The 26,273-nt window shown below is 44.6% G+C and carries 22 protein-coding genes and 1 tRNA gene; 7 read left to right on the forward strand and 16 right to left on the reverse strand.

All coding sequences use genetic code 11. The annotated features are described in order from the left end of the window. Positions 1-40 precede the first annotated feature (40 nt). The 6 genes from accD to fabB form a co-directional block, all read right to left on the reverse strand. Positions 41-967: an acetyl-CoA carboxylase, carboxyltransferase subunit beta gene (gene accD, locus OCV24_RS09905; protein WP_017056448.1), complete on the reverse strand. Its 927-nt coding sequence runs from the start codon at positions 965-967 to the stop codon at positions 41-43. Between the two features lie 176 nt (positions 968-1,143). After that, the gene (gene truA, locus OCV24_RS09910) at positions 1,144-1,938 is read right to left on the reverse strand and encodes a tRNA pseudouridine(38-40) synthase TruA (RefSeq protein ID WP_017056447.1); all 795 of its coding nucleotides are present in this window, start codon (positions 1,936-1,938) and stop codon (positions 1,144-1,146) included. A 154-nt stretch (positions 1,939-2,092) separates the two neighbouring features. After that, positions 2,093-6,970 (reverse strand): FimV/HubP family polar landmark protein, encoded by a 4,878-nt coding sequence (locus OCV24_RS09915; RefSeq protein ID WP_150877797.1) that lies wholly within the window; start codon positions 6,968-6,970, stop codon positions 2,093-2,095. 208 nt (positions 6,971-7,178) lie between these two features. Continuing rightward, positions 7,179-8,192 (reverse strand): aspartate-semialdehyde dehydrogenase, encoded by a 1,014-nt coding sequence (locus OCV24_RS09920; protein WP_017056445.1) that lies wholly within the window; start codon positions 8,190-8,192, stop codon positions 7,179-7,181. A gap of 12 nt (positions 8,193-8,204) precedes the next feature. Next, positions 8,205-9,338, reverse strand: a complete 1,134-nt coding sequence (locus OCV24_RS09925; RefSeq protein ID WP_150877795.1) for a 4-phosphoerythronate dehydrogenase — start codon at positions 9,336-9,338, stop codon at positions 8,205-8,207. 485 nt (positions 9,339-9,823) lie between these two features. Next, positions 9,824-11,035, reverse strand: a complete 1,212-nt coding sequence (gene fabB, locus OCV24_RS09930; RefSeq protein ID WP_017056443.1) for a beta-ketoacyl-ACP synthase I — start codon at positions 11,033-11,035, stop codon at positions 9,824-9,826. Between the two features lie 128 nt (positions 11,036-11,163). On the opposite strand from fabB, the gene mnmC reads away from it, so the two are divergent. Further along, the gene (gene mnmC, locus OCV24_RS09935) at positions 11,164-13,242 is read left to right on the forward strand and encodes a bifunctional tRNA (5-methylaminomethyl-2-thiouridine)(34)-methyltransferase MnmD/FAD-dependent 5-carboxymethylaminomethyl-2-thiouridine(34) oxidoreductase MnmC (protein ID WP_208806545.1); all 2,079 of its coding nucleotides are present in this window, start codon (positions 11,164-11,166) and stop codon (positions 13,240-13,242) included. Positions 13,243-13,363: 121 nt separating this feature from the next. On the opposite strand, the gene OCV24_RS09940 is transcribed toward mnmC, so the two are convergent. From OCV24_RS09940 to OCV24_RS09950, 3 genes are all read right to left on the reverse strand, one after another. After that, complete coding sequence (locus OCV24_RS09940) at positions 13,364-13,885, reverse strand: NADPH-dependent FMN reductase (RefSeq protein WP_150877791.1); 522 nt, start codon at positions 13,883-13,885, stop codon at positions 13,364-13,366. A 175-nt stretch (positions 13,886-14,060) separates the two neighbouring features. Continuing rightward, entirely contained in the window at positions 14,061-14,324 is a 264-nt protein-coding gene (locus OCV24_RS09945; RefSeq protein WP_017056440.1) for a YfcL family protein, read from the reverse strand. A 9-nt stretch (positions 14,325-14,333) separates the two neighbouring features. After that, the gene (locus OCV24_RS09950; RefSeq protein ID WP_136981445.1) at positions 14,334-14,864 is read right to left on the reverse strand and encodes an elongation factor P hydroxylase; all 531 of its coding nucleotides are present in this window, start codon (positions 14,862-14,864) and stop codon (positions 14,334-14,336) included. 301 nt (positions 14,865-15,165) lie between these two features. On the opposite strand from OCV24_RS09950, the gene OCV24_RS09955 reads away from it, so the two are divergent. Further along, positions 15,166-15,789, forward strand: coding sequence for a trimeric intracellular cation channel family protein (locus OCV24_RS09955; protein WP_136981444.1), 624 nt, complete (start codon positions 15,166-15,168; stop codon positions 15,787-15,789). A 149-nt stretch (positions 15,790-15,938) separates the two neighbouring features. Here the strand turns inward: OCV24_RS09955 and aroC are convergent, their stop codons facing one another. Beyond that, positions 15,939-17,024, reverse strand: a complete 1,086-nt coding sequence (gene aroC / locus OCV24_RS09960; protein ID WP_077680107.1) for a chorismate synthase — start codon at positions 17,022-17,024, stop codon at positions 15,939-15,941. Between the two features lie 297 nt (positions 17,025-17,321). Between aroC and OCV24_RS09965 the strand changes: the two genes are divergently transcribed. Continuing rightward, positions 17,322-17,825, forward strand: a complete 504-nt coding sequence (locus tag OCV24_RS09965) for a GNAT family N-acetyltransferase (protein WP_017056436.1) — start codon at positions 17,322-17,324, stop codon at positions 17,823-17,825. A gap of 113 nt (positions 17,826-17,938) precedes the next feature. Here the strand turns inward: OCV24_RS09965 and OCV24_RS09970 are convergent. Then, positions 17,939-18,015 (reverse strand) — tRNA-Arg (locus tag OCV24_RS09970). A gap of 211 nt (positions 18,016-18,226) precedes the next feature. Here OCV24_RS09970 and folD point away from each other — a divergent pair. Next, a complete protein-coding gene (gene folD / locus OCV24_RS09975) occupies positions 18,227-19,084 on the forward strand; it encodes a bifunctional methylenetetrahydrofolate dehydrogenase/methenyltetrahydrofolate cyclohydrolase FolD (protein ID WP_150877789.1) in 858 nt (285 codons plus the stop codon). 114 nt (positions 19,085-19,198) lie between these two features. On the opposite strand, the gene OCV24_RS09980 is transcribed toward folD, so the two are convergent. The 4 genes from OCV24_RS09980 to OCV24_RS09995 form a co-directional block, all read right to left on the reverse strand. Continuing rightward, on the reverse strand, positions 19,199-20,398 hold the full coding sequence (locus OCV24_RS09980; protein ID WP_017056434.1) for a NupC/NupG family nucleoside CNT transporter: 1,200 nt from the start codon (positions 20,396-20,398) through the stop codon (positions 19,199-19,201). A 205-nt stretch (positions 20,399-20,603) separates the two neighbouring features. Beyond that, a complete protein-coding gene (locus tag OCV24_RS09985) occupies positions 20,604-21,524 on the reverse strand; it encodes a LysR family transcriptional regulator (RefSeq protein WP_082082787.1) in 921 nt (306 codons plus the stop codon). A 153-nt stretch (positions 21,525-21,677) separates the two neighbouring features. Next, a complete protein-coding gene (locus OCV24_RS09990; protein WP_046224713.1) occupies positions 21,678-22,676 on the reverse strand; it encodes a lytic murein transglycosylase in 999 nt (332 codons plus the stop codon). A gap of 30 nt (positions 22,677-22,706) precedes the next feature. After that, on the reverse strand, positions 22,707-22,997 hold the full coding sequence (locus tag OCV24_RS09995) for a YcgL domain-containing protein (protein ID WP_017056431.1): 291 nt from the start codon (positions 22,995-22,997) through the stop codon (positions 22,707-22,709). Between the two features lie 221 nt (positions 22,998-23,218). On the opposite strand from OCV24_RS09995, the gene minC reads away from it, so the two are divergent. From minC to minE, 3 genes are read left to right on the forward strand one after another with little or no spacing between them, the layout of a single operon-like run. Then, on the forward strand, positions 23,219-23,881 hold the full coding sequence (gene minC, locus OCV24_RS10000) for a septum site-determining protein MinC (protein ID WP_046224712.1): 663 nt from the start codon (positions 23,219-23,221) through the stop codon (positions 23,879-23,881). A 21-nt stretch (positions 23,882-23,902) separates the two neighbouring features. Further along, positions 23,903-24,715 carry a septum site-determining protein MinD gene (minD, locus tag OCV24_RS10005; RefSeq protein WP_017056429.1) on the forward strand — a complete coding sequence of 271 codons (813 nt, stop codon included), beginning with the start codon at positions 23,903-23,905 and terminating at the stop codon, positions 24,713-24,715. Positions 24,716-24,721: 6 nt separating this feature from the next. Beyond that, on the forward strand, positions 24,722-24,985 hold the full coding sequence (minE, locus tag OCV24_RS10010; RefSeq protein ID WP_017056428.1) for a cell division topological specificity factor MinE: 264 nt from the start codon (positions 24,722-24,724) through the stop codon (positions 24,983-24,985). Between the two features lie 127 nt (positions 24,986-25,112). On the opposite strand, the gene rnd is transcribed toward minE, so the two are convergent. After that, positions 25,113-26,231, reverse strand: a complete 1,119-nt coding sequence (gene rnd, locus OCV24_RS10015; RefSeq protein ID WP_017056427.1) for a ribonuclease D — start codon at positions 26,229-26,231, stop codon at positions 25,113-25,115. Positions 26,232-26,273: the final 42 nt, after the last annotated feature.

Here is a 26,273-nt window from a genome sequence, read left to right on the forward strand (position 1 = left end):
AACTCATAACCATAATTAAGTAGGTTTGTTAGAAGGTACTTTACCCTTTTTCTGGCGCTTCTGGTACTTCATAAGTAGCTTCATTCGGTGAATCGTTCACAGAAACTACCAATGGTGAAGGCTGGTTGGTCATTTTTCCAACTAGGCTAGCTACACGCTGACGCATCTCACGACGGTCAACGATCATATCGATAGCACCGTGGTCTAGTAGAAATTCACTACGTTGGAAACCTTCAGGAAGATCTTCACGTACCGTTTGTTCGATTACACGACGTCCAGCGAAACCGATCAATGCTTTTGGCTCACCGATATTGATGTCACCTAGCATTGCTAGACTCGCAGAAACACCACCCATTGTTGGGTCAGTCATTACGGAAACAAACGGCAAACCTTTCGCAGATAAACGCTCTAGCGCTGCACTGGTTTTCGCCATTTGCATTAGAGACATAAGCGCCTCTTGCATACGCGCACCACCACTTGCAGAGAAACAAACTAAACCACAATTGTTTTCAATAGCAGCATCGACCGCTTTCACAAAACGAGCACCAACAACGGAACCCATAGAGCCGCCCATGAATGAGAATTCAAAAGCACACGCTACGATAGGTAAACCAAGCAGTTCGCCTTTCATTGCTACTAATGCATCTGTCTCTCCACTGTTCTTCTGAGCAACAGAGATACGTTCTTTGTAACGCTTAGAGTCTTTAAACTTCAGTTTGTCTTGTGGTTCAAGATCAGCACCTAGTTCAACACGTTCACCTTTATCTAGGAATGTATCCAGACGGCGACGTGCTTTCATGCGCATGTGATGATCACATTTTGGACATACTTCTAGGTTACGCTCTAGTTCAGCATGGTAAAGCACTTGCTCACAAGAAGTACATTTAGTCCAAACACCCTCAGGGATAGACGCTTTACGAGATGTTACGATGTTGCTTTTTTCTAAAATCTTTTCAAGCCAACTCATGGAAGACCTTTTTGTTTCGATTCTTGCGCTTGATTGCGAAAGAAATAAATTTGGGAATTATGCGTGGGAATTAAAGCACATAAAACAGCGACTGTAGATAAAAAACTGGTTGTACCTATTTTCTGTCACCATCTTACACGCGAAATTACCATGTTTTTTGAACCTAAGTCTCACATTTAGTTCAAATTATCTGGTAAGAAAAGAGGGCCAATCGGCTCTCGTGGTAACTCAAAATGTTCAGGATAATCAACATCAACCAGGTACAAACCTTCCGCTTTTGCAGTTGCGCCGGCTACTTTTCGATCTTTAGCTTCTAAAAGCCACTGGATCCACTCTGGTTTCTGCTCACCTTTACCTACGGCAATAAGGCTACCAGTAATATTCCTCACCATGTGGTGAACAAACGCATTCGCTTTAATATCGATCACAATGTAGTGTCCATGACGAGTCACGTTCAAGTGAATCATGTTTCTCCATGGACTACGAGATTGACAATGTGTTGCTCTAAACGAAGTAAAGTCATTCTCACCAAGTAAGTACTGACCCGCTTCGTGCATTTTTTTCTCATCAAGATGACCATGATAATGGCTCACACCTGAATTCAAAATACCTGGGCGTAGTGCATGGTTAAAGATAATGTATCGGTAACGGCGCGCAGTAGCCGAGAAACGAGCATGGAAATCCTCATTCACTTCTGCCGCCCAACGAACCGCAATATCTTTTGGCATGTTAGCATTCGCGCCCATTGTCCATGCCACCATTTTACGATCGACATTAGTTTCAAAGTGAACGACTTGTCCCGTACCGTGAACACCGGCATCTGTACGACCTGCGCACATAACTTCTACAGGGTGATTCGCGACAACTGAAAGAGCCTTTTCCAATTCTTCTTGGACACTTTTCACGTCTCGTTGGCGCTGCCAACCAAAGTAGTGGGTACCGTTATATTCAATACCTAAAGCAATTTTCATGTTCTTGTTCTCTTTGAAAATGGGCGAGAAGTATATACGGAAATCGGTGCTATCCCAAATAGGATGGGGCTAAAACTGTAATAATAAAACAAAGGCTCTTAGCCTCGCCCTAAAACAAAGGGTAGCCAATGCTACCCTTTCTATTTCGTTGAGCTTACCGACCGTTTAATTTATCGATGATATTCTTGGCCTCGCGACGAATATCATCGCTTCCGTCAACAATAGCTTCTTCTAGAAGCTTAATCGCGCCTTGCGAGTCACTCATCTCAATGTAGATTTTAGCTAAATCGAGTTTACCTGCAGCTTCTGCATTGCTATCAACATCAAAATTGCCTATGTCACCGATAACATCAGGGAACTCATTTAGACCAACATCCAGCTTCAATTCTTCATCGTCTGGATTAGTGGCCTCTTCACCTTCTTGCTCTACTTGAGCCATCAGTTCATCAATCGTCATGTATGGCTTATCACGACCTCTGCCTGATTCGGTTAAGTTGTCTTGTTGTCCCCAATTCTCTTCTTTAACTTTAGGTTCAGCTTGTTGCTCTGCCGATGCCCAAATCTCTTGTTGATCATCAGGAACATTCTTATGCATGCTCGATTGTTGCTCTGGCGCTAAGTTAAACCCCTTCCAATCTTCGCCACCCACTTCAAGCATCGCATCAATATCTAGACCTGCACTATCAATCGACGTTGTATCCAATGGTTTGTCAAACATATTATCGACAGTGGTTTGAACATCTTCTGAAAGTAACTCTGCCAAAGCAGTCTCATCAAAGTCTTCTAATGGTTCATCTTGAACCGCCTTTGGCGTTGAGCCTGGCTCTGAAGACGCGTTCAGTGATTCATCTGGTTGTGTAAAGCTAGCCTCTGAGCTTTCAACGTCCGAGAGAGCATCAGCATAATCAAAGCTTTGCGGGTTTGAGAACAAATCATGCAACGCATCTTGCTCTTCGCCTTGTGGGCTGAAAGAAGTTAGCGGTGTTGGTTTCTCAGCAAACGCATCAGAGATTGCTTCATCTTCACCATATTCTGGTAAATCCAATTCATCGAACTCTATACCTGTCTCTTCCGCTACAGGCTCAGCGCTGCTGTGTTCAATATCGTCTAAAACAGAATCGGCTTTTGCGCTCTCTTCATCGTATTCAGGCAGCTCAAGGTCATCAAACTCAAACTTCTCGTTACCATCAGAGAGATCTTGCTCTAACTGTGCTTCATCCGGTTCGCTAGCCACTTCTGCTAATGCGTCTTCTTCACCAAACTCTGGCAGTTCGAAATCATCAAATGAAAATTCTTCTTCACTTGCTTGCTCCGCCACTTCAGTTTGTGGTGCAACCTCAACTTGTGGTGTAACTTCGGCTTGCGGTGTCGCTTCAGCTTGCGGCTCAGCTGTTGGTTCCGTCTCAGCGTCTAGTTGAGGTTCAACAGCGGGCGCGACTGGTTCTGGTGTTGTTTCAACACCAGCTTCCGCTAGTGCCTCTTCTTCACCAAACTCTGGCAGATCGAAATCATCAAATGAAAATTCTTCTTCACTTGCTTGCTCCGCCACTTCAGTTTGTGGTGCAACCTCAACTTGTGGTGTAGCTTCGGTTTGTGGTGCAACCTCAACTTGTGGTGCAACCTCAACTTGTGGTGTAGCTTCGGTTTGTGGTGTCGCTTCAGCTTGCGGCTCAGCTGTTGGTTGCGGTTCAGCGTCTAATTGAGGTTCAACAGCTGGTTCTGGTGTTGTTTCTGCCTCTGGTGCAGGCGTCTCATCTTCAATCAGCCAATCGTCATCTTCTGGTACGCCGAATTCATTTGGAATGATCTTTGGCATATTTGCTGCACGAACTGGCTCTGGCTCTGGCTCTGGCTCTGGCTCTGGCTCTGGCTCTGGCTCTGGCTCTGGCTCTGGCTCTGGCAAGGATTCAACAACATCCTCAAATTCATCGCTACCTTGAATTTTCGGTTCAAAGTCAAAATCAGAGTCGATGTTCGATGGCGACTCAACATCGTCGATCGATTCTGCTAACCAATCTTCAACTGTCTCTTCTTCGTCTTCTGAGACATCACTCAGTGACGATGGTGAAGTTTGGTTTTCAGAGCTAGGCGCGATTTCTTCGTGACTGTCTTGTGTATATGTTGCTTTCGGCTCAAGCGCTTCTTGCTCTAATTCAGTGAAAGCGGGGTCTTCAACATCAGAATTTTCAGATAACAGCGACTCAATATCCAGTTCGTCATTTTCTTCAACAGGCGATGCGGTATCTTCCGGAAGTGCTTCTTGAATATCCGAACTTGGAGTTTGATCTCGTTCAGAAACCTGTTCGATTGACTCTTCAACTTGCGCTTCATTCGCTTCCAACATGCCACTGTCATCAGGCGTCATTAACTCATCAATCAACGCTTCGTCTGTGGTTTCTAATGAATCATCAAGCAGAGCATCTGTTGCTGGCGCTACACCAAAGAGATCATCGATGAAGTCATCACGATTAAAGGCTTCATCGTTTTGTGGCGTAACATCATCGCTCTCTGGCTCAAGTTCTGAGCTGGCTTGCGTCGGTTCCAAATCTAACGGCTCATCACTAACTGGTTCAGGTTGTGATGTTTCACTCACCTCAGCAGCTTGCGCTGGCTCAACTTCAGAAGGCTCCGATGTTGACTGAGTCGTCTCAACGCTTGACCCTTTGATCGGCTCCTCATTGGCTTTGTCAAAGTCAAAGGCCGCCTCTAGTTCTTTATCAAACGCTTGCTCTTCCGATGCTAATTCACCTTCAATACCGCTTGTTAGTAGATCATCAAACGGATCTAAAGATTCAGTCTCCTTCTCGCCCGCTTCATCTGTTGATGCATCATCGGCTAGCAATTCGCTATCAAGGAAATCATCAAGCAAATCAGTGCTATCTGCATCGAGTTCGAAGTCATCACCGTCAGAATCACCGATCAGCTCATCTAAGGTTTCCGTGCTATCTTCCGCAATGTTTAGGTCATCGTCCGCCGATATGCCAGAAAGCTCTTCAAGTTCAGACAAAGCGTCAAACCCTAAAGGTTCGCTTTCAGACTCATCATCCGATTCACCTTCCAACATTTCATCAAGAAGATCGGTCGAATTACTTAGATCTACGTCATCACCTGCCAATTGCTCATCGAGCAGATCAACGCTGTCTTGAGCTTCTTCATCTTCAATTGGCTTATCAAACTGAGATAGGATGTTTTCGATATCATCATCAGACGCCAAACCACTGCTTAGGTTAGCGGCAACCTCATCGTCATTATCAAGGTTAGAGGGAGCATTCGTTTCACCTTTCTGAGCGGCAACCTGAGCAAAAATATCATCAATATCCTCTTCGACACTAGGAGCCGAAGGTTCAGCGGTTTGCTGTTCGGAAATCAAAGTATCGATATCGAACTCGTCATTGCTCAAGTCAGCAGGCTTGGCATCGCTCTGTTGCTCTGAAATAAGCGCATCAATGTCAAAATCATCGGTTGCTGGGGTGCTGTTATTAGAAGGCGAGTCACTTTGCTCTTCCGAAATCAAAGCATCGATATCGAAACTACCATCGTCTTCGTCATCAAGCGCGAACAGATCATCTAATAGAGACTGATCTAGCTCATTCGCTCCTAAGTCTTCAGTCTCAGACTCTTGAGATAGTAGGGATTCAACCTCATCAGCAGACATCGCGTTATCATCCGCAAGGTCAAAGTCCTCGTCATCAGAATCAAGAGAACTTTCCGCTGTTTTATCCAGAGCGCGTTCCATTTCTTCCAGACCAAGCGCCTTTTCTTCACCATTAACACTGATGCCGGTGTTACTGTCTAAGTCCAGATCGTCGAAGTTGGTGTCTAAATCACCGTTTTCACCGATACTTGCAAACGGGTCATCGTCTTCACCATCAAGATTAAAATCAAGATCGGATTCATCTAAGCCTGCAAATACATCGTCTTCTTCAGCCAATGCTTGATCGTCAAATAGCTTGGTAGCGTCGTCTTCAGTATCAAAAAGTTCATCATCCAAAGACAGCTCATTATCAAGATCGCTCATCTCTTCGCCTAAAGAGATAGGAGCCACACTGCTTGGTTCAGGTTGAATAGGTTGTTCTTGCGTCGTTTGCTGCTGTTCATCGTTTTTAGATCGGCGTCCCAACAGCATCACAATAATAAGGCCAAGTAAAAGGCCTGGAATACTCGCAAGTGCTGCCACTAGCCAGCCATTAGATAACAACTGTTCTGTAGCAGTCGGTGCCATTTTTTCGATTTCGGCGTTCTTTTTACGCTCTTCAGCAAGCAGCTTCTCAACTTCGCTGCGGATACGGTCTTCGTCGCTTAGTTCCGTTTTAAGCACATCCACTTCAGACTGCACGTTCGACAGCATTAAACGAAGCTGATGATTTTTCTCTTCCAATGACAGTAACTCTGTTTCTGAAAGTTCTAGTGTCTTTTCTAATTCGTTCATCTCCTTGGTTGGAGACGTTGAATCAGTTGGAGAAGATGGATTTGTAGGCGCTTTAGCTGCACTTACTTGCTTTGCTGAAGCCGCATTTTTATCACTTACATCAGGTCGAGTTGGCGCTTGCGCTGGTTTTGTTTTTGGCGCTACAGGCTTAGCCACTGGAGCATCAAGCTTGGCAAGGTGCGAAGTCATGATGTTGACCGCTTGCTGCGTTGAGCTGGCACGAGCTTGCTCTAAAGAAGGCACTCGTAAGTTGCTCGCAGGCAACAGGCTATGGATATTCTGGTTTTCAAATGCTTGAGGGTTTAAGCGATAAATCGCCAACAGGGTTTGTTGGACTGACACGGAGTTATCCGGACGTAATTTTGAGGCGATAGACCACAGCGTCTCTGAACCACGAGTTGGACCATAGAAACGTGAGGGCTCACTAGTACCATTGGAGGCGCTAAGCGGCTGCACTCTTTGCAGAGGTTCGGAAAAAGTAGGCGCTGATTGTATCTGACCATTAGGCCCTACAACTCGAATGGAATCTGCACGAACAACGGGAATCTGAGTCGCAATGATAACGGCCAAAGGCATTAACCAAGGCTTAAAAATTTGAAACATAAAGTGCTCAGCTAGGTGCTTAAATTCGGATAAAGTGATGAACTATTAAATATATCGGATAAATGACATAAAACTATAGAGACGAAGACAAAAAATGTGTTACGACAACAATATTCGCAGCAATTTCACACAATTTTCCTAACAATATTTTCAATTGATTAAAAAAGCCCCACTAAAGAGTGAGGCTTATTTATCAAAGCAATGAAACTTAGAAGTAATCGCGAATCAGAACTTCAGCGATTTGCACTGCGTTTGTCGCTGCGCCTTTACGAACGTTATCAGCAACCACCCACATGTTTACGCCGCTGTGATGGCTGATGTCGTTGCGAATACGGCCAACCATTACGTGATCTTTACCACCCGCATCACGAACTTGAGTTGGGAAGTCTAACGCTTGAAATACTTCAACGCCTTCTGTGTTCTCAAGAAGCTGAACCACTTGCTCTGCAGCAATTGGAGCGCGAGTTTCAATATGTAGAGATTCAGCGTGACCGTAGAATACAGGTACGCGAACACACGTAGGGTTCACCGTGATTGAAGAGTCAGCAAAGATTTTTTGAGTTTCCCAAACCATCTTCATCTCTTCACGCGTGTAGCCGTTCTCTGTAAATTCATCGATTTGAGGAATACAGTTGAAGGCGATCTGCTGTGAGAACGCTGACTTGTCCGCTGGCATGCCGTTAAGAAGCTTAGCCGTTTGACCCGCTAGCTCATCGATCCCCGGCTTACCCGCACCAGATACAGATTGATAAGTTGAAACGTTAATACGCTCAAGGCCCACTTCATCGTGAATTGGTTTAAGTGCTACAACCATTTGGATAGTAGAACAGTTAGGGTTCGCGATGATGTTGCGGTTACGGAACTCAGCAATCGCTTCAGGGTTAACTTCTGGCACAACCAGAGGAACATCATATTCGTAACGGAAACGTGATGTGTTATCGATAACCACCACACCTTCGTCAGCCGCGATTGGAGCCCAACGTTCTGAAAGCTCGCTACCTGCAGAGAAAAACGCAATATGTACTTGAGACCAATCGAAGTCTTCTACGTTTTGTACTTGTATTGTTTTGCCGTTAAAACGGGAAGTTTTGCCTTCACTACGTTCACTTGCTAGTAAGTGCATTTCACCGACAGGGAATTTACGCTCTTTAAGTACTTCAAGAATGGTTTCACCAACCGCACCAGTCGCACCCAAAATAGCAATATTAAATTCTTGGCTCATTGTTTCTCTCTTTTATAAAGTTGGCTTTACCATAAAACCGAGTTTAGATAACGGCGTTAAATTACAAGATTCATCGCCCGTTAACTCGACTGCACTGTACTCTCTACGGTCCCAATATTCTTTACGCATCTTGTCAAAAGAACCCGGCGTAGAGATATTGCGACGGAATAAGGCGTCGTCTTTGCGCACATCATAGATCAACTGAGTCAAATTGTGCAGTGTTGCTTCATCCCAAGCCCTATCTAATTTCATTTGAGGCACTGGGGCTGTCGGTAGAAGATCGCTTGCATAAGCACGTTGTTCCGCACCCAAAAACTCACAATAGCTGTTAAAGATCATGGTCGTACCGCGCGCTTTGCCCTCTAAACCGTAGCCCGCTACGTGAGGCGTTGCGAAAGCAAGCAGTGGAAGCAATTCCATGTCGACTTCAGGTTCAAACTCAAATACATCAAGAACGGCAGTAAAACCGTCAGCTTTTAGCAGGCGAGCTTTTAGTGCTTGGTTATCAACGACTGGGCCGCGCGCAGCATTAATCAGGATTTGATCGGCGCGGAAGTTGTTTAGCACTTGCTCATTGATCATATGGTGCGTTGGAAACTCGCCTGTCTTGGTGATAGGCGTATGTAACGTGATCACATCAGATTGCTCTAATAACGTTTCAAGGTCGGTAAATTCACGAGTGTCACCCTCCAGTTGCTTAAGAGGATCGTTGAGCAGCACTTTAATACCAATGCCTTCTAGGCATTTCGCTAAGTAGCTGCCCACTTGACCACAACCAATAATACCGACCGTTTTGTCGAAAACAGAAAAACCTTGTTGTTGAGCAAGCACCATCATCGCGCTGAAGGCATACTCCGCTACACCCACCTTGTTACAGCCAGGCGCTACGGTGAAGAAAATGCCACGCTCTTTCATCAATTCTTGGTCAACGTGATCCATACCAGCTGTTGCGGTTCCAACAAACTTAAGCTTGTTCGCTTTGCTGATCAGCGCTTCATTGACCTTAGTCACCGAGCGAATCATCAGAGCATCTACGTCAACAAGATCGTCAGCGGTTAGCGTTCGACCGGACTTCATTGTCACTTCACCTAGCTGGCTAAAAAGCGCTTCAGCATAAGGCATATTTTCATCGATTAAGATTTTCATTGGGAAGGTACTTTCGTTGGGGTCTGTCGACCTTAAATGTGAATTGAAATGATTGTGCAAAATTCCACACACGGTGTCGAGTCGCAATTGGAATACATTATAAATAAAGGGCTGAATCCCCTAGCCTTCACAAACAAGAACAGGAATTGAGTCATATCCAAGGTCAAAACGAAAAATGCCCGATTGAATAAACAATCGGGCAAACATCCAGAACAAAAGGATCCTATCTCGCTCTCCAGGAGACAGAGTCTTGCGTCTGTTCAACCAGTACTAACTAAGTCACTACTGATCAAGCTCTGGAAACCTTTCAATTTCTAAACCCAGATTTTAAAAACCATGTTAAAAAAACAAGTTTCAAAAACCACGCTTAAAAACCTATATCTAAACAAGCTTCTGATAGCCGTTATTATTAGAAGACCTGCGCGTGTTGAGTCTGCACTAGCCCACTTTTACGATTAACCTTGTCTCTCTAACTCAAGCCTAAGTTAAGCTTGATACTTTTTGATTACTAGCGTTGCGTTAGTACCGCCGAAACCAAAGCTGTTAGACATAACCGTCGTTAGCTCTTGTTCACGAGCTTCCGTTACGATGTCTAGGCCTTTACCTGCTTCGTCTAAGTTTACAACGTTAATGCTTGGAGCAATAAAGCCATTATCTAGCATTAGCGTTGAGTAAATAGCTTCGTGTACGCCAGCAGCACCTAGAGCGTGACCTGTCATCGCTTTAGTTGCTGAGATTGCTGGGCTGTTACCGCCAAAGACTTCTTGGATTGCGCCAAGTTCTTTAACGTCACCAACAGGAGTTGAAGTACCATGAGTGTTCACGTAGTCCACACCATCAACGTTTTGCATTGCCATCTTCATACAACGAACCGCCCCTTCACCAGAAGGAGCAACCATGTCGTAGCCATCTGAAGTTGCGCCGTAACCTACGATCTCGCCGTAAATTTTCGCGCCACGAGCAACAGCGTGCTCAAGTTCTTCGATAACTAGCATGCCGCCGCCACCAGAGATAACAAAACCATCACGGTCTGCATCGTAGGTACGAGAAGCCAATTCTGGCGTGTCGTTGTACTTAGTAGAAAGTGCACCCATTGCGTCGAACATCATAGTCAGAGACCAATCCAGTTCTTCACCGCCACCAGCGAATACAACGTCTTGCTTACCAAGTTGGATAAGCTCCATTGCGTGACCAATACAGTGTGCAGATGTCGCACATGCAGAACTCATAGAGTAGTTCACACCACGGATTTTGAAAGGAGTTGCTAGACAAGCAGAAACCGTAGAAGCCATTGTACGTGGCACCATGTATGGACCAACGCGCTTAACGCCTTTTTCACGGATGATGTCTACAGCGTTAACTTGGTTTAGAGATGAAGCACCGCCTGAACCCGCAACGATACCCGTGCGGTCATTAGATACTTGATCTTCAGTTAAACCAGAATCAGCAATTGCTTGCTCCATTGAAAGATAAGCGAATGCCGCTGCATCACCCATAAAGCGCATTTTTTTGCGATCGATATGGTCAGCTGGGTTCATTTTTAGGTTACCCCAAACTTGAGAGCGCAAGCCATTTTCCTTGAACTGCTCTGAAGCGGTAATACCAGATTTACCCTCTTTCAGTGATGCTAAAACTTCTTCGACGTTGTTACCGATACTTGAAACAATACCCATACCGGTGATTACGACTCGTTTCATGTGACATTCCTATAATTCTAAATTCAGCTAGATGATAACTAAGAAGCCTAACAAAAGTGGTCAGCTTTCCTAGAAATTCGTACAATCCCTACCAACATATCGCTTCAAATCACAAAATGATAGATTTTATGACTTCAATTACTAATGCAGAACTGGAATGGAATGAGTCTGGCACGCCAGTTTCAGACCAATTTGACGACGTTTACTTCTCCAATGTTAACGGTTTAGAAGAAACTCGCTACGTCTTTTTAAAGCAAAACCACCTTCCAGAGCGTTGGCTTGAACATCAACAACGTCGTTTTGTGACTGCTGAAACCGGCTTTGGTACAGGTTTAAACTTTCTTGCTGTGTGGCAGTGGTTCGATACTTTCCTTAAAGATAACCCACAAGCTATTACCAAAGAGTTACATTTCATCAGTTTTGAAAAATATCCTTTAAACAAAGAGGACCTGATCAAAGCGCACCAATCTTGGCCAGAATTAGCCGAGTATGCGACGCAACTCCAAGAACACTATCCGATTGCCCTACCGGAATGTCACCGTGTTGTGTTGGGTGATGGCGCTATCACGCTTGATCTATGGTTTGGTGATATCAAAGATTGCATGCCTAACGTACCAACCCCACGTGAAGGCTTGGTTGATGCTTGGTTCTTAGATGGTTTTGCTCCGAGCAAAAACCCAGAGATGTGGAATCAAAACCTATTCTACGGCATGGCCAAGCTCGCTAAGCAAGATTGTAGCTGTGCGACCTTCACCGCCGCTGGCTTTGTTCGCCGTGGCTTAATTGAAGCTGGCTTTGAAATGAAAAAGGTCAAAGGCTTTGGTACTAAGCGAGAAATGATTGCCGGCCGACTTGGCGAGAAGCACGCTCACACCAACATCAAACCTTGGTATGGCCTCGCTCAACACAGTGATTCACAAGATATCGCCATTATTGGCGGTGGCGTTGCCAGTGCTGCATTAGCCAAAACGCTAAGCCGTCGTGGTAAAAACATCACTCTTTATTGTGAACACCCACAAGCAGCGGGCAATGCCTCTGGCAATAACCAAGGTGCGATTTATCCGTTATTGAGCGAAACGACCTCGAACGTGTCTCGCATTTTTGGCCCTGGGTTACTGTTTGCTCGTCAATTTATTAATCAAGCAGCTCAGTCTATTCAATTTGACCACAGCTGGTGTGGCGTAAACATTTTGATGTGGGACGAAGGCTCCACTAAAAAGCTCAACCGCATGTTGGAAGGCAACTTTCACACAGACCTGATTCAGCGTTTAACGCCAGACCAAGCCAACAAAGAGATTGGCTTACCGGTTGATAAAGAGAGTGTTTACTTTCCGTTGGGCGGTTGGTTAAGCCCCCTTCAGCTTACTCAAGGTTTGATTGGTAAGTTAGAAGAGACCAACCAAGTGAGCGCGCACTATCAACATCAAGTGACTCAACTTGAATGGTTAGAAGCAGAGCAACAATGGTTGCTGACGATTGAGACACCTCAAGGTGAGATTCAAACCAAGCACGATCAAGTGGTTGTCGCGAACGGACACAAGTTCACTCAGTTTAAACAAACTCAGCCAGTACCACTGACTCCGGTTAAAGGCCAAGTAAGCCATATTCCGACTACAGAAAACTTAGCTAAGCTAAAAACGGTTTTGTGCTTTGATGGCTATCTGACGCCGCAGAATCCAAACAATGGTCATCACTGTATTGGTGCGAACTACGACAAAACCAATATCGACCAAGAGTTTGATATTGAGGTTCAACAGCATAATGGCGATCGCCTGAACGGGTCGTTGCCAGACCAAGCGTGGACAAAAGATGTCGACACCAGTGACAACATAGCGCGCCAAGGTATCCGAAGCGTAAGCCGTGATCACTTACCATTTGTCGGCAATGTTGGTGATTTTGAATCAATCAAAGCGCAGTACCAAGATCTGCACAACTTTAACCCACAGCGCCACTCGGTTGATGGTGTTCAAACGGTAGCAAGCTTCCCTAACCTGTACTGCTTTATCGGGCTGGGTTCGCGCGGCTTAAGCTCTGCTCCATTGCTGGCCGAAGTGTTAGCATCACAAATATGTGGCGATCCGCTACCTTTACCGGTTGATGTGCTTGAGGCGATTCACCCAAGTAGAATGTGGGTGCGTAGGCTGCGTAAAGGTAAGGCATTAACCGCTGGTTGGGTTGCAGACAAACACTCTAGAACAAACCCATAGTTTATAGTTCAACTATTCTGAACATCTGAAACTAAAAGCTAAAAAGCCCGAGCGACATTATGTCACTCGGGCTTTTTGTTGTTCTTGTTGATCTAAACTGATGTTCTAAACAGAGCAGTATTTACAGCTTAGCAACCGCGTCTTTGATCTGCTGAGCAATCTCTTCGTTGCTGATAGCACCGGACTCAAAGTCAAAGTTATCGTAGAAATTTGGCACTGAAAGTGAAGCCTTAACGTTGCCGCCAAAGAATGATGCAGACCCCGTTGCAGCACCAAGTACCGTTTGAGCGCCACCAGGGCCAGGAGAAGTTGCTAGGTAAACCGCTGGCTTCTCGCCAAACACTGAACGCTCAATACGTGTTGCCCAATCAAATAGGTTTTTATATGCCGCTGGGTAGTGACCGTTATGTTCGGCAAAAGAGATAACAAACGCATCCGCTTCTGCTAAATCACGCAAGAATGCTTGAGCACCTTCCGCTTGGCCAATCTCTTTTTCAGTGTCTTCACTGAACATAGAAACGTTGTAATCGTTGATGTTTAGGACTTTTACTTCAGCACCTTCAATCAAGTTAGCTGCGTAAGTTGCTAGAGTTTTGTTGATAGAGGTAGAGCTTGTGCTTGCGCCGAATGCGATAACTTTCATGATGTGACCTTTTCTATAATTCCGTTAAGTGAGCTTAGAATAACGTAGTCGGGAAATGGAACCATCACAAGGATTGAACGGACTCATTCAAAAATTTCGAATGAGTCTCAAATAATTCACGACTCAGCAAAATGAAAAGGAAGGGACTGAGCGGATAATGATAAATAGTTAGCGATTAAGCTTGGTTTTGCAGCTCAACCCAAAGGTCATTAACAATAGTGCGATCTGCGGGCGTTAGTTCAGAGCGAGCGTCATCTAGGCTCTTCTCGATGCGTGCTTTAACTTCAGCCACATCTTCAATGCCTTCTTCTTCACATGAAGCCACTGAAAGAGAAATATGACCACGTAAGTAACCACCGGCAAACAGTTCGTCCTCTGATGCGTTTTCAATGCGAGCATCAATTACTTCAAGTAGTTTTTCTTCAAATTCGATAATCATAATATTCTCTTATTTCACAATAAATTGGCTAGCACATAAAGGTTCTACATCGTAGAAGCTGCGTAATGTTTCAGAGAGCATTTTTACGCGAGGCGGAAGGCCAACTTCGAAGATCCCCATGACTTCGCTGTGTACTTTATTCATAAAGGCCAAACGATCTGGCTCAAAATCGCCGTGTAGATTGTCACAGCTGACATTAAAAGGAAAGCCTGCGCTCATCGCAATGATCCATTCATACGCTTGTGGGCGAATTTCTACTTTTTCAAACTCAGCTTGAACCGATTCCGTTCGACCATCAGGTTCATACCAATAGCCAAAATCTTCCAGCAATCGACGTTCAGAGCCAGCAACACACCAGTGTGCAATTTCGTGCAAAGCAGAAGCATAAAAACCACGTGCAAAGACAATTCGATGGTGTGGGATGGTTTCATCAGCAGGCAAATAGATCGGCTCATCATCACCTAGCTCTAATTTGGTATTAAAGCTTTCAAAAAAGGTCTGATTAAAAATATCGATAAGGTCTGAGTATTGGTGCGTCATAAAACTGGCTTAGAATAAAATAAACCCCCGTATTTTGCTCTGTTTTCGTGCCTTGGTAAACCCCATATCAAGCGTAACCTTCCCCGTTCAAGCAAGCCCCGTGATTGCACGCCTGTTTATCTTCAAGGTCGGTAACCTCAAGCTAGTTCAACAGATTACTTGAACTAATCTGAAATGCTCATTCACGGTACAAATATTCATTCGTCAACAAGCATTTTTACTACTACACTCGCGCTTCATTTTTATATCCCTAAGGCCTATAAGACTCGAATTTATAGACCTAAATTATAGAGCTACAGCAATGCTACTAAGTGTTTTGTATATCATTGGCATCACGGCAGAAGCCATGACCGGCGCTCTCAGTGCTGGCAAACAAAAAATGGATTGGTTTGGTGTAATGCTAGTTGCGAGTGCAACGGCAATTGGCGGTGGTACGGTGCGAGACATACTACTCGGCCATTACCCTTTAGGTTGGGTTGAAAGTCCAGAATTTTTGGCTATCACTTGTGTCGCAGGCGTCGTCACGACAGGCCTGGCGAAGTGGGTCATCAAGCTAAAAGGCTTGTTCATTCGTTTGGATGCCCTAGGCCTAATTGTATTCAGTATCATTGGCACTAAAGTCGCGATGACCATGGGTCTGCACCCAATGATTTGTATGGTGTCTGCCTTAGTGACTGGTGTTTTTGGTGGTTTACTACGCGACCTTATCTGTCGTCAAACACCATTGGTTCTGCACGAGGAGTTATATGCCTCTATCGCGCTTATCGCTTCAGGTTTGTACTTAGGTTTACTTGAGTTTGGTATCAACGACGTAACCGCGACGATCGTCACACTTGTGGTTGGTTACTTGCTGCGTATGGCTGCAGTGAGATTCAAATGGCGCTTACCGTCGTTCCAACTTGATTCTGAAAGTTCAGTGCATTAATCGCTTAGAGCCTTGTATTGATAGCGCTCATTGATGGTCTCTAACTGGATGAATAATCCAACGAATGTGAAAAAGGGTTGCTTCATTACGAAGCAACCCTTTTTTGTATCTATCAATTCTATTCTGAATGAACAGAAACAGAAACAGAATTATATTTGTGGCGTTTCTGTTGTCACACCAAAGTTCTGACCACGATGTCGTAGCAAGTGATCAAGCAGCACGATAGCCAGCATTGCTTCTGCAATAGGCACCGCACGTATACCAACACATGGATCGTGACGACCTTTCGTGATTAGCTGCGTCGCTTCACCCTCTTTAGTGATAGTGTCACCCGGTACCGTAATGCTTGATGTTGGCTTAAGCGCAATGCTTGCCACAATATCTTGGCCAGTAGAGATACCACCTAAAATACCGCCAGCATGGTTGCTAGTGAAGCCTTCTGGCGTTAATGGATCACGGTGTTCGCTACCGCGTTGATTAACGACATCAAAGCCATCGCCAATCTCAACACCTTTCACAGCGTTAATGCTCATTAGCGCGTGCGCGATGTCGGCATCTAAGCGATCAAAGATTGGCTCACCAAGACCCACCGGCACTTTAGTCGCAACCACTTGAATCTTCGCACCGATCGAGTTGCCTTCTTTTAGTAGGTCACGAATCAGTTGATCAAATTCCGGTACTTTGTCGGCATCTGGACAAAAGAAAGCGTTGTTTTCAATCTCGTTCCAATCCACTTTATCAATTGAGATATCACCCATTTGAGAAAGGTAAGCTTGGATTTCAACACCAAATGCTTGTTTAAGATATTTCTTCGCAATTGCACCTGCGGCAACACGCATTGCGGTTTCACGAGCAGAAGAACGACCTCCACCTCGGTAATCACGCACACCGTACTTTTGGTGGTACGTATAGTCGGCGTGCCCAGGACGGAACTTGTCTTTAATTTCGGAATAGTCTTTAGAGCGTTGGTCTGTATTTTCAATCAATAGACCAATAGAAGTTCCCGTAGTTTGGCCTTCAAATACACCGGATAAAATCTTTACTTCATCTGCTTCACGGCGAGCCGTTGTATAGCGAGAAGTACCGGGGCGACGACGATCCAAATCTCTTTGAAGGTCTGCTTCAGTAATTTCCAATCCTGGTGGGCACCCATCTACGATACATCCTAGTGCGATACCGTGACTTTCTCCGAACGTGGTCACGCGGAAATGTTGTCCGATACTGTTTCCTGCCATTACTTCCTCTAAATCAGCAATTAATCAGAAGGTTTGATTCTTAAACCGACTGGCTAATAGCTTTACTTGTCTATTCTTCGTGAATTCATAGTGTCTTTATTACCAAATGATGTAAACCCCAAAAAACGAACAATTTTAACTTTCTATTACATAAGCCGAATGAAATGAATAACGAGGGGAAATGAGTGGCGCTTTAAAGTGGTGATTTTGAATAGTTTCATGGCCAGTTAACAAAGGTTAATGAACTCGGTTTGAATACTCCCTATATTGTAGCCCAAAATAATAAGGAGAAAAGTGATGATCGAGTGGAGAGTTAAAAAATTTGCAGAGCTGTCTGTTCAAGAGCTCTATGATTTCTTACAGCAAAGAGTCGATATTTTTATCGTGGATATGAACACACCCTATAGTGATCTAGACGGCAAAGATAATCATCCAGAGACCTATCACATCATGGGTTATGAGAACGGACACCTAGTGGCTTACAGTCGAATTATGGCTCAGAAGCTTGGATACCCCGTAGATGTTCTCCCTCTGCTCGATTCTGATGCAGATGATGTTTGTATCGGGCGAGTGATCGTAGCGAAAGAATGCCGAGGTAAACAGATAGGTAACCAGCTCATGCAAGTGAGTTTTGATACCACTCGGAAGATTTACCCTGATTGCTCAATTTTTATTTCGGCACAAGCTCACCTTAAAGACTATTATGGTAAGTTCGGTTTCGACGTAGTGACCGATCGTTACTTGGAAGATGGATGCAGTATGCTAGGCCTTAGATATACCCCACAGCTCGTTGCCGTTTAGCAAAAGCTGAAATACAAAGGCATCTAAAGACACAACACGGTATTGAAATATTAAGTCGTTCTGAAATGCAAAAAACCCGACAACTCGGAGAGCTATCGGGTTTCTTTAAATAATGGCACGCCCTGAAGGATTCGAACCTTCGACCACATCCTTAGAAGGGACGTGCTCTATCCAGCTGAGCTAAGGGCGCGCTACAGGAACGAATTATACGAATTCGAATCAGTAAAGCAACGGCTTTATGTAACATTCTGATCTAAGTGGGTAAAAAAAGGGCAACAAACATATAAGTGTTGGAAATTAGACCAAAGCAATCGTTTGCCTAATGGTAATCAAAAAGATTTTCTGGAATAATGCGCCAAAAACATCAGCCACTATCTTGAATATCAATACTAAGGAAATTCATGACTGCTCAAAATATTGATGGAAAGCTAATTTCTCAAACGGTTCGCTCTGAAGTTGCTGCACGTGTAAAAGCTCGAACGGAAGCTGGATTACGCGCTCCGGGACTAGCGGTTGTTTTAGTGGGTGAAGACCCTGCTTCTCAGGTTTACGTAGGAAGTAAGCGTAAAGCATGTGAAGAAGTTGGCTTCGTATCTAAATCTTACGATTTGCCAGCCACAGCAACAGAGGATGAACTGTTAACATTAGTAGACCAACTGAACCAAGACCCTGAAATCGATGGCATTCTGGTTCAACTGCCTCTACCTGCTGGCATTGATAGTACTCACATTCTTGAGCGTATCACACCAGAGAAAGACGTGGATGGCTTCCACCCATACAATGTAGGTCGTTTGGCTCAGCGTATGCCTAAGCTTCGCTCTTGTACACCAAAAGGTGTCATTACGCTACTTGACCGCTACAACATCGATTTACGTGGTAAGCACGCGGTTGTTGTAGGTGCATCAAACATTGTAGGCCGTCCAATGACGCTAGAACTGCTTCTAGCAGGTTGTACGACGACGACTTGTCATCGTTTCACCAAAGACCTTGAAGGTCACGTACGTCAAGCAGACGTTGTCGTAGTGGCCGTTGGTAAGCCAAACTTCATTCCTGGTGCTTGGATTAAGAAAGGGGCTGTTGTGGTCGATGTTGGTATCAACCGTTTAGAATCTGGCAAGCTAGTGGGTGACGTTGAATACGATGTAGCTAAAGAGAGCGCAAGCTTCATCACCCCAGTACCGGGGGGGGTAGGCCCAATGACGGTTGCGAGCCTAATCGAGAACACAATGATCGCGTGTGAGCAGTTTCACTCGAAGTAATCTGCGAATGACGGTATAAACAGAATTAGAAAGCCGCAACGTTCATCACGTTGCGGCTTTTTTGATGATTCCCCATTACAAAACGAGAAGTATAAGTAACTTAAGGTGCCGCTGTTAAAGCGAAAGTACCACACCAGCAATAGCGGCACTCATTAAGTTAGCAAACACACCTGCACAAATTGCTTTGAAGCCATATTGTGAGATAAAAGAGCGACGCTCTGGAACTAAGCTGCCCAAACCACCGATCAGAATCGCCATGGTAGAGATGTTAGCAAAGCCACATAGAGCGAAAGTTACGATCGCTTGCGAGTGCTCACTCAGTGCCTCTTTAGCGTCCATTAGTTGGATGAAAGCCACGAACTCGTTCACGACAATCTTGTTACCGATCAATGAACCTGCAACAACAGCCTCAGACCACGGTACACCGATCAGCCATGCAACGGGGGCGAACACATAACCTAGGATAAGTTCGAAGCTTAGGTTTACGCCAAACCAACCGCCAACGATACCTAGTAAGCCATTCAGCATTGCAATCACACTGATAAATGCAAGAAGTGTTGCACCCACAGCAACGGCAATACGAAGTCCAGACATAGCCCCATCAGCCATTGCCTCAACAACGTTTGTTGCTCGTGGAATTTCCACATCAGATTCAATATTTTCTTGAGCGTCATCTGGACTACCCGGTACTAAGATTTTAGCCATTAACAGGCCAGCAGGCGCCGACATGAATGCCGCAGCGATCAAGTAGTTAAGGTCGACACCAAGCGATGCATAACCCACTAGCGTGCCACCAGCAACAGAGGCCAAACCACATACCATCACGGCAAACAGCTGCGAATCAGTCATGTGCTTCAAGTAAGGCTTAACCACCAATGGCGCTTCAATCATGCCAACAAAGATGTTCGCCGTTGCAGACAGTGACTCCGCACGGCCTGTACCCAGGAACTTCTGCAGCGCACCACCAATAAGGTTGATCACCTTTGGCATAAAACCAATGTGGTACAAACCAGAGATCAGTGCAGAGAAAAAGATAATGATACCTAGAACATTAATCGCGAAAACAAATCCGTTATTTGTTAGGCCACCAAATAGGAAATTAATCCCCTCTTGACCGTAGTTGATCAAGCTAGATACCGCACCCGTGGCTGCATTCAACGCTTCTTTACCCATTGGTACATACAGAACCAATAGCGCGAATGAGATTTGTAATAAGAAAGCCAAAGAGACTGTTCTTAGTGGAATATTTTTTCTGTCCGTAGATAGTAACCAAGCGGCAACTAAAATAGTGATAATTCCAAGTAGGGAAGCCATGTGCGTCAACCTAAAAGTTGTAGGTAGGAAAGGCGACGCATTCTATAGAGGAAATCGTTTGCGGCAAGCTGAGGTTGTTAACGTGATGTTGGGGTAATCACCATTTAACTATGAATAGAATTAAGTCATTGAATTTTAATAATTAGCATTGACTAAAAAGCATACTTTTTCCATATGGAAATTATATTTATAAATTAGGAAACAGTTAGTGATGCAGTTCAACGCAAGTTTTGAGGTTTTTGTCCCAGTACGTCGGTGATCCAATATGATCTTTGATGAACTCAATTACAGCTGAAAGCTTCTTCGGCATATTCTTTCGGCTCGGATACACGGCATAAAATGGCATCAACTGACTCGCTCGCCATTCTGGTAATACTTGGATTAGCTTACCGGTTCGAAACTCTTCTTTGACTAAGTAGGTTGCCAGATAAGCAACGCCCCACCCAGCTACCGCTGCGTCTCGTACAGCCTCGGCTAAATCTACCGAGTAATCACCAGCAACTTTAACGCTAAGGTTCTCTTGTCCGTTATCAAAGGTCCACGATGTGTAATCTCGTTCTCGGCTGCGATAGATAAGACAGTTATGGTCAATCAAATCAGAAGGTGTATGAGGAGTCCCTGCCTTAATCAGATAATCAGGCGATGCTGCCACCACGAACTGACTGTCTGCTAGGCGCTGCGCAATGTAACCTTCTGGTAGGTCTTCATTGTTGGTAATCCAAAGGTCCAAACGCTCTTCAATCATGTCCACCTTGTAGTCGAACAAGTGCACCTCGATTCTCAGCTGAGGATAAAGCTGTCTGAGCTGATCAATCGCCGGAATGATGTGCAAGGTACCAAATGACTGCGACAACCCCACGCGCAATATTCCAGAGATATCCTCACGCTGGCTGTCCATATCCATTTGTGCTGCTTTTACCGTGTTAAACAGTTGCTCACAATGCTGATAGAACACCTCCCCCGCTTCGGTTAGCGTTAGGCTACGTGTGGTTCGTTGTACCAACTTGATGCCGATTGAGTCTTCAAGCAAAGCAACTTGCTTACTGATGTGAGACACGGAAACGTTCAAGCTTTTTGCAGCATTGGTAAAGCCTTCATACTTAATTAACGCATGGAATATCACCATTTGTGCAGCTCTATCTGTAAGCACAAGGCCACCTTCTTAAATCTCTGAAATATAAAATCAAAAAGGACTCCGAAGAGTCCTTTAGTTCGTTCTGCCTATGGTAGGCCAAATGCTATTCAAAGCGGCCTAGGGCTATTAACCAAATTAAGTCGATTAATCAAACTTAATTCTGTCAGCTAGATGGCTTACTGCCAAAGCAAAGTAGTAAGAACGGTTCCACTTCATTAACACATTGTAGTTGTTGTAAATGAGGTACGAACGGCCCGCTTCGTCGTCCGGCATAATCAACCAAGCTTTAATGTCTTCATCAAGCGTTGGCAGTGGGCGATCGTCATAACGCTTAATACCGAGTTCAGACCACTCTTTTAAGTACTTCGCTTTGTCTTCAGTTCGGCCTTGAAAATCAATAGATACGGTTGACGGTACGTGAACCTGGCGGCCCCAAGTATACTTATCATCCCAACCGGATTGGCTGAGGTAATTGGCTGCCGAAGCAAACACATCTTCTTCAGTCCCCCAGATATCTTTCTTACCATCACCGTTGCCATCAGCGGCAAACGCTAAGAATGAGCTTGGCATAAACTGAGGCTGACCCATGGCACCAGCCCAGGAGCCTTTCATCTCTTTTGGTGCAATATGGCCTTGATCAAGAATCTTCAACGCCGCCATTGCTTCGCTACGGAAAAACGCTTCTCTGCGCCCTTCGTAAGCCATGGTCGTTAGAGCATCGATAACACTGTAATTACCCGTGAACTTACCAAAATTACTCTCAACGCCCCATAGCGCGACAATGAATCTCGGTTGAACACCATATTCATCACCAATGCGCTTTAACGCTGTGTAATGTTTCTTATAAAGTGATCTGGCTTGCTTCACTTTCCAATCTGGTACGGCTCGTGGAATGTATTCATCCAGAGTCAGCTTCTTCTCAGGTTGGTTTTTGTCGGCTTTCACCGCTCTTGGCTTAAACGTTACACCATCAAAGGCTTCATCAATGATCGCTTCAGAAATGCCTTCTTCACGGCCTTGTTGCTTTAGTTTTTCTACATATTGTTCGAAGCTCAGTTCTTCGGCTTGTGCGGAACTTATGGTCAAGCTATTACCCAATAGTAATGCCGACACAACCAATATACTTTTCGAAAATTTACTCAACGATCAGTCCTCCTTGAATTGAGGTGGCTATCACTCTTCGTCTTGAACTTTTTGTTGAGCTTTACGCTCTTTATGACGTTCAAGTTCGTTAACTGGTGGGGGCGGAACTTGCAAAAAGAAACCATCGGTATTCAGTGATTCTTTCACTTTTTCGATGTTCACTTGAGCCAGTTTACGGCCATCCATTTTAATTACCATTACAAAGCTAGGTTTACCAAACATTTGCATCAATGCGTCAGGAACTTGTGAAAAATCATCCTTCTTAGGGATATAAAGGTATGTTCCTTCTTTCTTTGAACTTTTATATATAGAACACAGCATGACAAACCTTTTTTAAATGTTTATGACTACAAAACTCTCACTTGCGAGAGCAATAGTTTATGTTAACGAAATATTGGGAACAAAACGTTCATTTGACAACAAGATTACTTGCTGTGCTTGGTTTGTGAATATAACATGATAAACCTAGTTTCAGGCAATGCCCTTTATTTTATTGATAAAGAAATTGTACCAATCCGCAATTGAGGTCCTGTAGTTTTTCGATGTCTAGTAACCCAGATCTAAAAGGTAGTAGTTTCACGCTATCTGTTTTGCACTTATCCGATGATCAAGTCGAAAATGCAGTGTCTTTTCTTCAAGAGAAGGTAGACCAAGCACCCACTTTTTTCGCTGCTGCACCTGTTGTCATCAACATTAGTAAAGTGGTTGGCGATATCGATTTTGTGCAACTGAAAAATGGTATCTCTCAAGCGGGGATGATCCCAGTTGGTGTAGCAGGCTGTTCAGATAGGCGTACCCAAAACCTAGCGAAAGAAGCGGGTTTTGCAGTCATGACAGCCAGTAAGTCTCCATCTCAAGCACCAGCCGAAATGGCACCGATTAAAGTGGTGAGAACCCCTATTCGTTCAGGTCAGCAGGTTTATGCTAAAGATAGTGACCTGTTAATACTCAATCATGTAAGTGCAGGCGCCGAAGTCATAGCCGATGGCAGTATTCATATTCATGGCACGCTACGCGGTCGCGCGATTGCAGGAGCCAGTGGCCAAACTGAAGCAAAAATAATTTGTAATGATTTACAAGCCGAGTTGGTTTCCATTGCTGGAAATTACTGGCTCAGCGATCAAATTGAAAGCGAGTACTGGCAGAAAAAAACCATGTTCAGTATGGCAAACGATGTATTACACGTTGATGTCCTCGCAATATAAAAGAAATAAAAGGAAAAAAGAATGGCACGCATTATCGTTGTAACGTCAGGTAAAGGCGGGGTAGGCAAAACGACCTCCAGTGCAGCTATAGCCTCAGGCCTGGCTTTAAAAGGAAAAAAAACCGCAGTTATCGACTTTGATATCGGCCTGCGTAACCTAGATTTAATTATGGGTTGTGAGCGTCGTGTTGTGTACGATTTCGTCAACGTTATCAATGGTGAAGCAACGCTAAATCAAGCGATGATCAAAGATAAACGCACAGACAACTTGTTCATTCTTCCTGCTTCTCAAACTCGCGATAAAGATGCACTCACTAAAGACGGTGTTCGCCGTATATTTGATGAACTTGATGAAATGGGCTTTGATTTCATCATCTGTGACTCTCCAGCAGGTATCGAGCAAGGCGCTCTGATGGCGCTGTACTTTGCTGATGAAGCGATTGTAACCACTAACCCTGAAGTCTCTTCTGTCCGTGACTCAGACCGCATTCTCGGGATTCTGGATTCTAAATCTCGCCGTTCAGAAGACGGCTTAGAGCCAGTCAAAACCCACCTTTTACTCACTCGCTACAACCCTGCTCGTGTTACTCAAGGAGAAATGCTGGGCGTGGAAGATGTAGAAGAAATCCTACACATCTCTCTACTGGGGGTGATTCCAGAGAGCCAAGCGGTACTGAACGCATCGAACAAAGGTGTTCCAGTTATCTTTGATGAAGCAACCGATGCTGGTATGGCTTACAATGATACTGTAGAACGCCTGCTGGGTAGCCAAGTTGACTTCCGTTTCTTAACGGAGCAGAAGAAAGGCATCTTCAAACGACTATTCGGAGGCTAACACGCAATGTCACTATTAGAGTTTTTTAGACCACAGAAAAAGACAACCGCAAACCTAGCCAAAGAGCGTTTGCAGATCATTGTTGCTGAACGACGCAGCCATGACGATCCAGCACCATCATATTTACCAGAGCTAAAAGAAGATATTCTTAAGGTTATCGCTAAATATGTTGAAGTCGATCCATCAATGGTTGATCTAACTTTTGAACACAAAGATGACGACATCTCAGTGCTAGAGCTGAATGTTAAGCTTCCAGAAGAAGATCGATAACCTTTCTGAATCAGATCGGCAAATAATACGCTTACTTATATTGATGAATAAAAAAGAGAGCCTAGGCTCTCTTTTTTGTGGCTGCAGTTTATAGCTGTAACTAAGTTCGATTTATGACAGCAAGCGGTTATTTGATCGCTTTACTCAGCTTTTCGCCAACTACTTCTAAACGCCAGCCTTGCATCACATCAGGCAGCTTCTCTGGGTTACGATCGTGCTTCCACACCCAGCTTAACACTTGGTTAAGTTGCTTTTTAGATGCCAAAAATTCTGTAGCCAAACCACTGTGTTGTGATGCGGTTTTCACTTCATCCTTCAACACTTTGAAGATTTGTTTGTAACCTGGGTAATCCATTAGACGTTCTACTGGTGCTGGATATTCTTCTTCTGGCGTGTGTTCAGCCAACTTAACGATTGAGCTAATCTTTGCGCCATGACGGCGTACAGAGCGGTAATCAAAACCTTCTTGCTCCATGTGCTTAGGATCTTTCATCGCGAATCGCGCCACTGCCCATAAATCTTGTTCTTTGAAAACAAAGTTCAACGCTAAATCACGCTTAATCGCTTCTTTTAAACGCCAAGTGGCTAACGGTCTCAAAATCGCTAGCTGTTGAGGTTTAAGCTGCCACGCACCTTTAATATCAAGGTAGGCAGTGTCTGGGTTTACTTTACGGATGCGCTTGGCAACTTGTAAGTCAGACTCTTGTTGAGCCGCTTCCCACCAGCCAGCTTCCATCACTTTTTCTAGAAGCTTATTGTACATTGGCATTAAGTAATGCACGTCTGCCGCTGCGTAATCCAATTGCTTTTGAGAAAGCGGACGCGCCAGCCAGTCTGTGCGAGATTCACTCTTATCGAGATCAACACCGACAAACTCTGAAACCAGAGCTGCAAAGCCCGTTGATAAACCATGACCTAAGAAAGCCGCCATGATCTGCGTATCAACCATTGGGGTTGGTGTACAACCAAATGCATTTTGGAACACTTCCAAATCTTCACCACAAGCATGCAGCACTTTCAGAACAGAAGCGTCTTTCAACAATCCAACAAATGGTGTCATTTCACCAAGAGCAATAGGGTCAATCAGTGACAGCGTTTCACCATCAAATAACTGAATCAAGCCTAATTGAGGGTAATAGGTTCTTGTACGAACAAACTCCGTATCAAGCATAACGACATCGGCTTGACGTGCTTGTTGGCAAACTCGCTCAAGGTCTTTCAATTGGGTAATGATTTGATAATCCACAAAAACTCTCACAGGTTTCTATTTGATCGCCGGACACAAAAA

Origin of the sequence: Vibrio kanaloae (genome assembly GCF_024347535.1) — a bacterium.
GTDB classification, from domain to species: domain Bacteria; phylum Pseudomonadota; class Gammaproteobacteria; order Enterobacterales; family Vibrionaceae; genus Vibrio; species Vibrio kanaloae.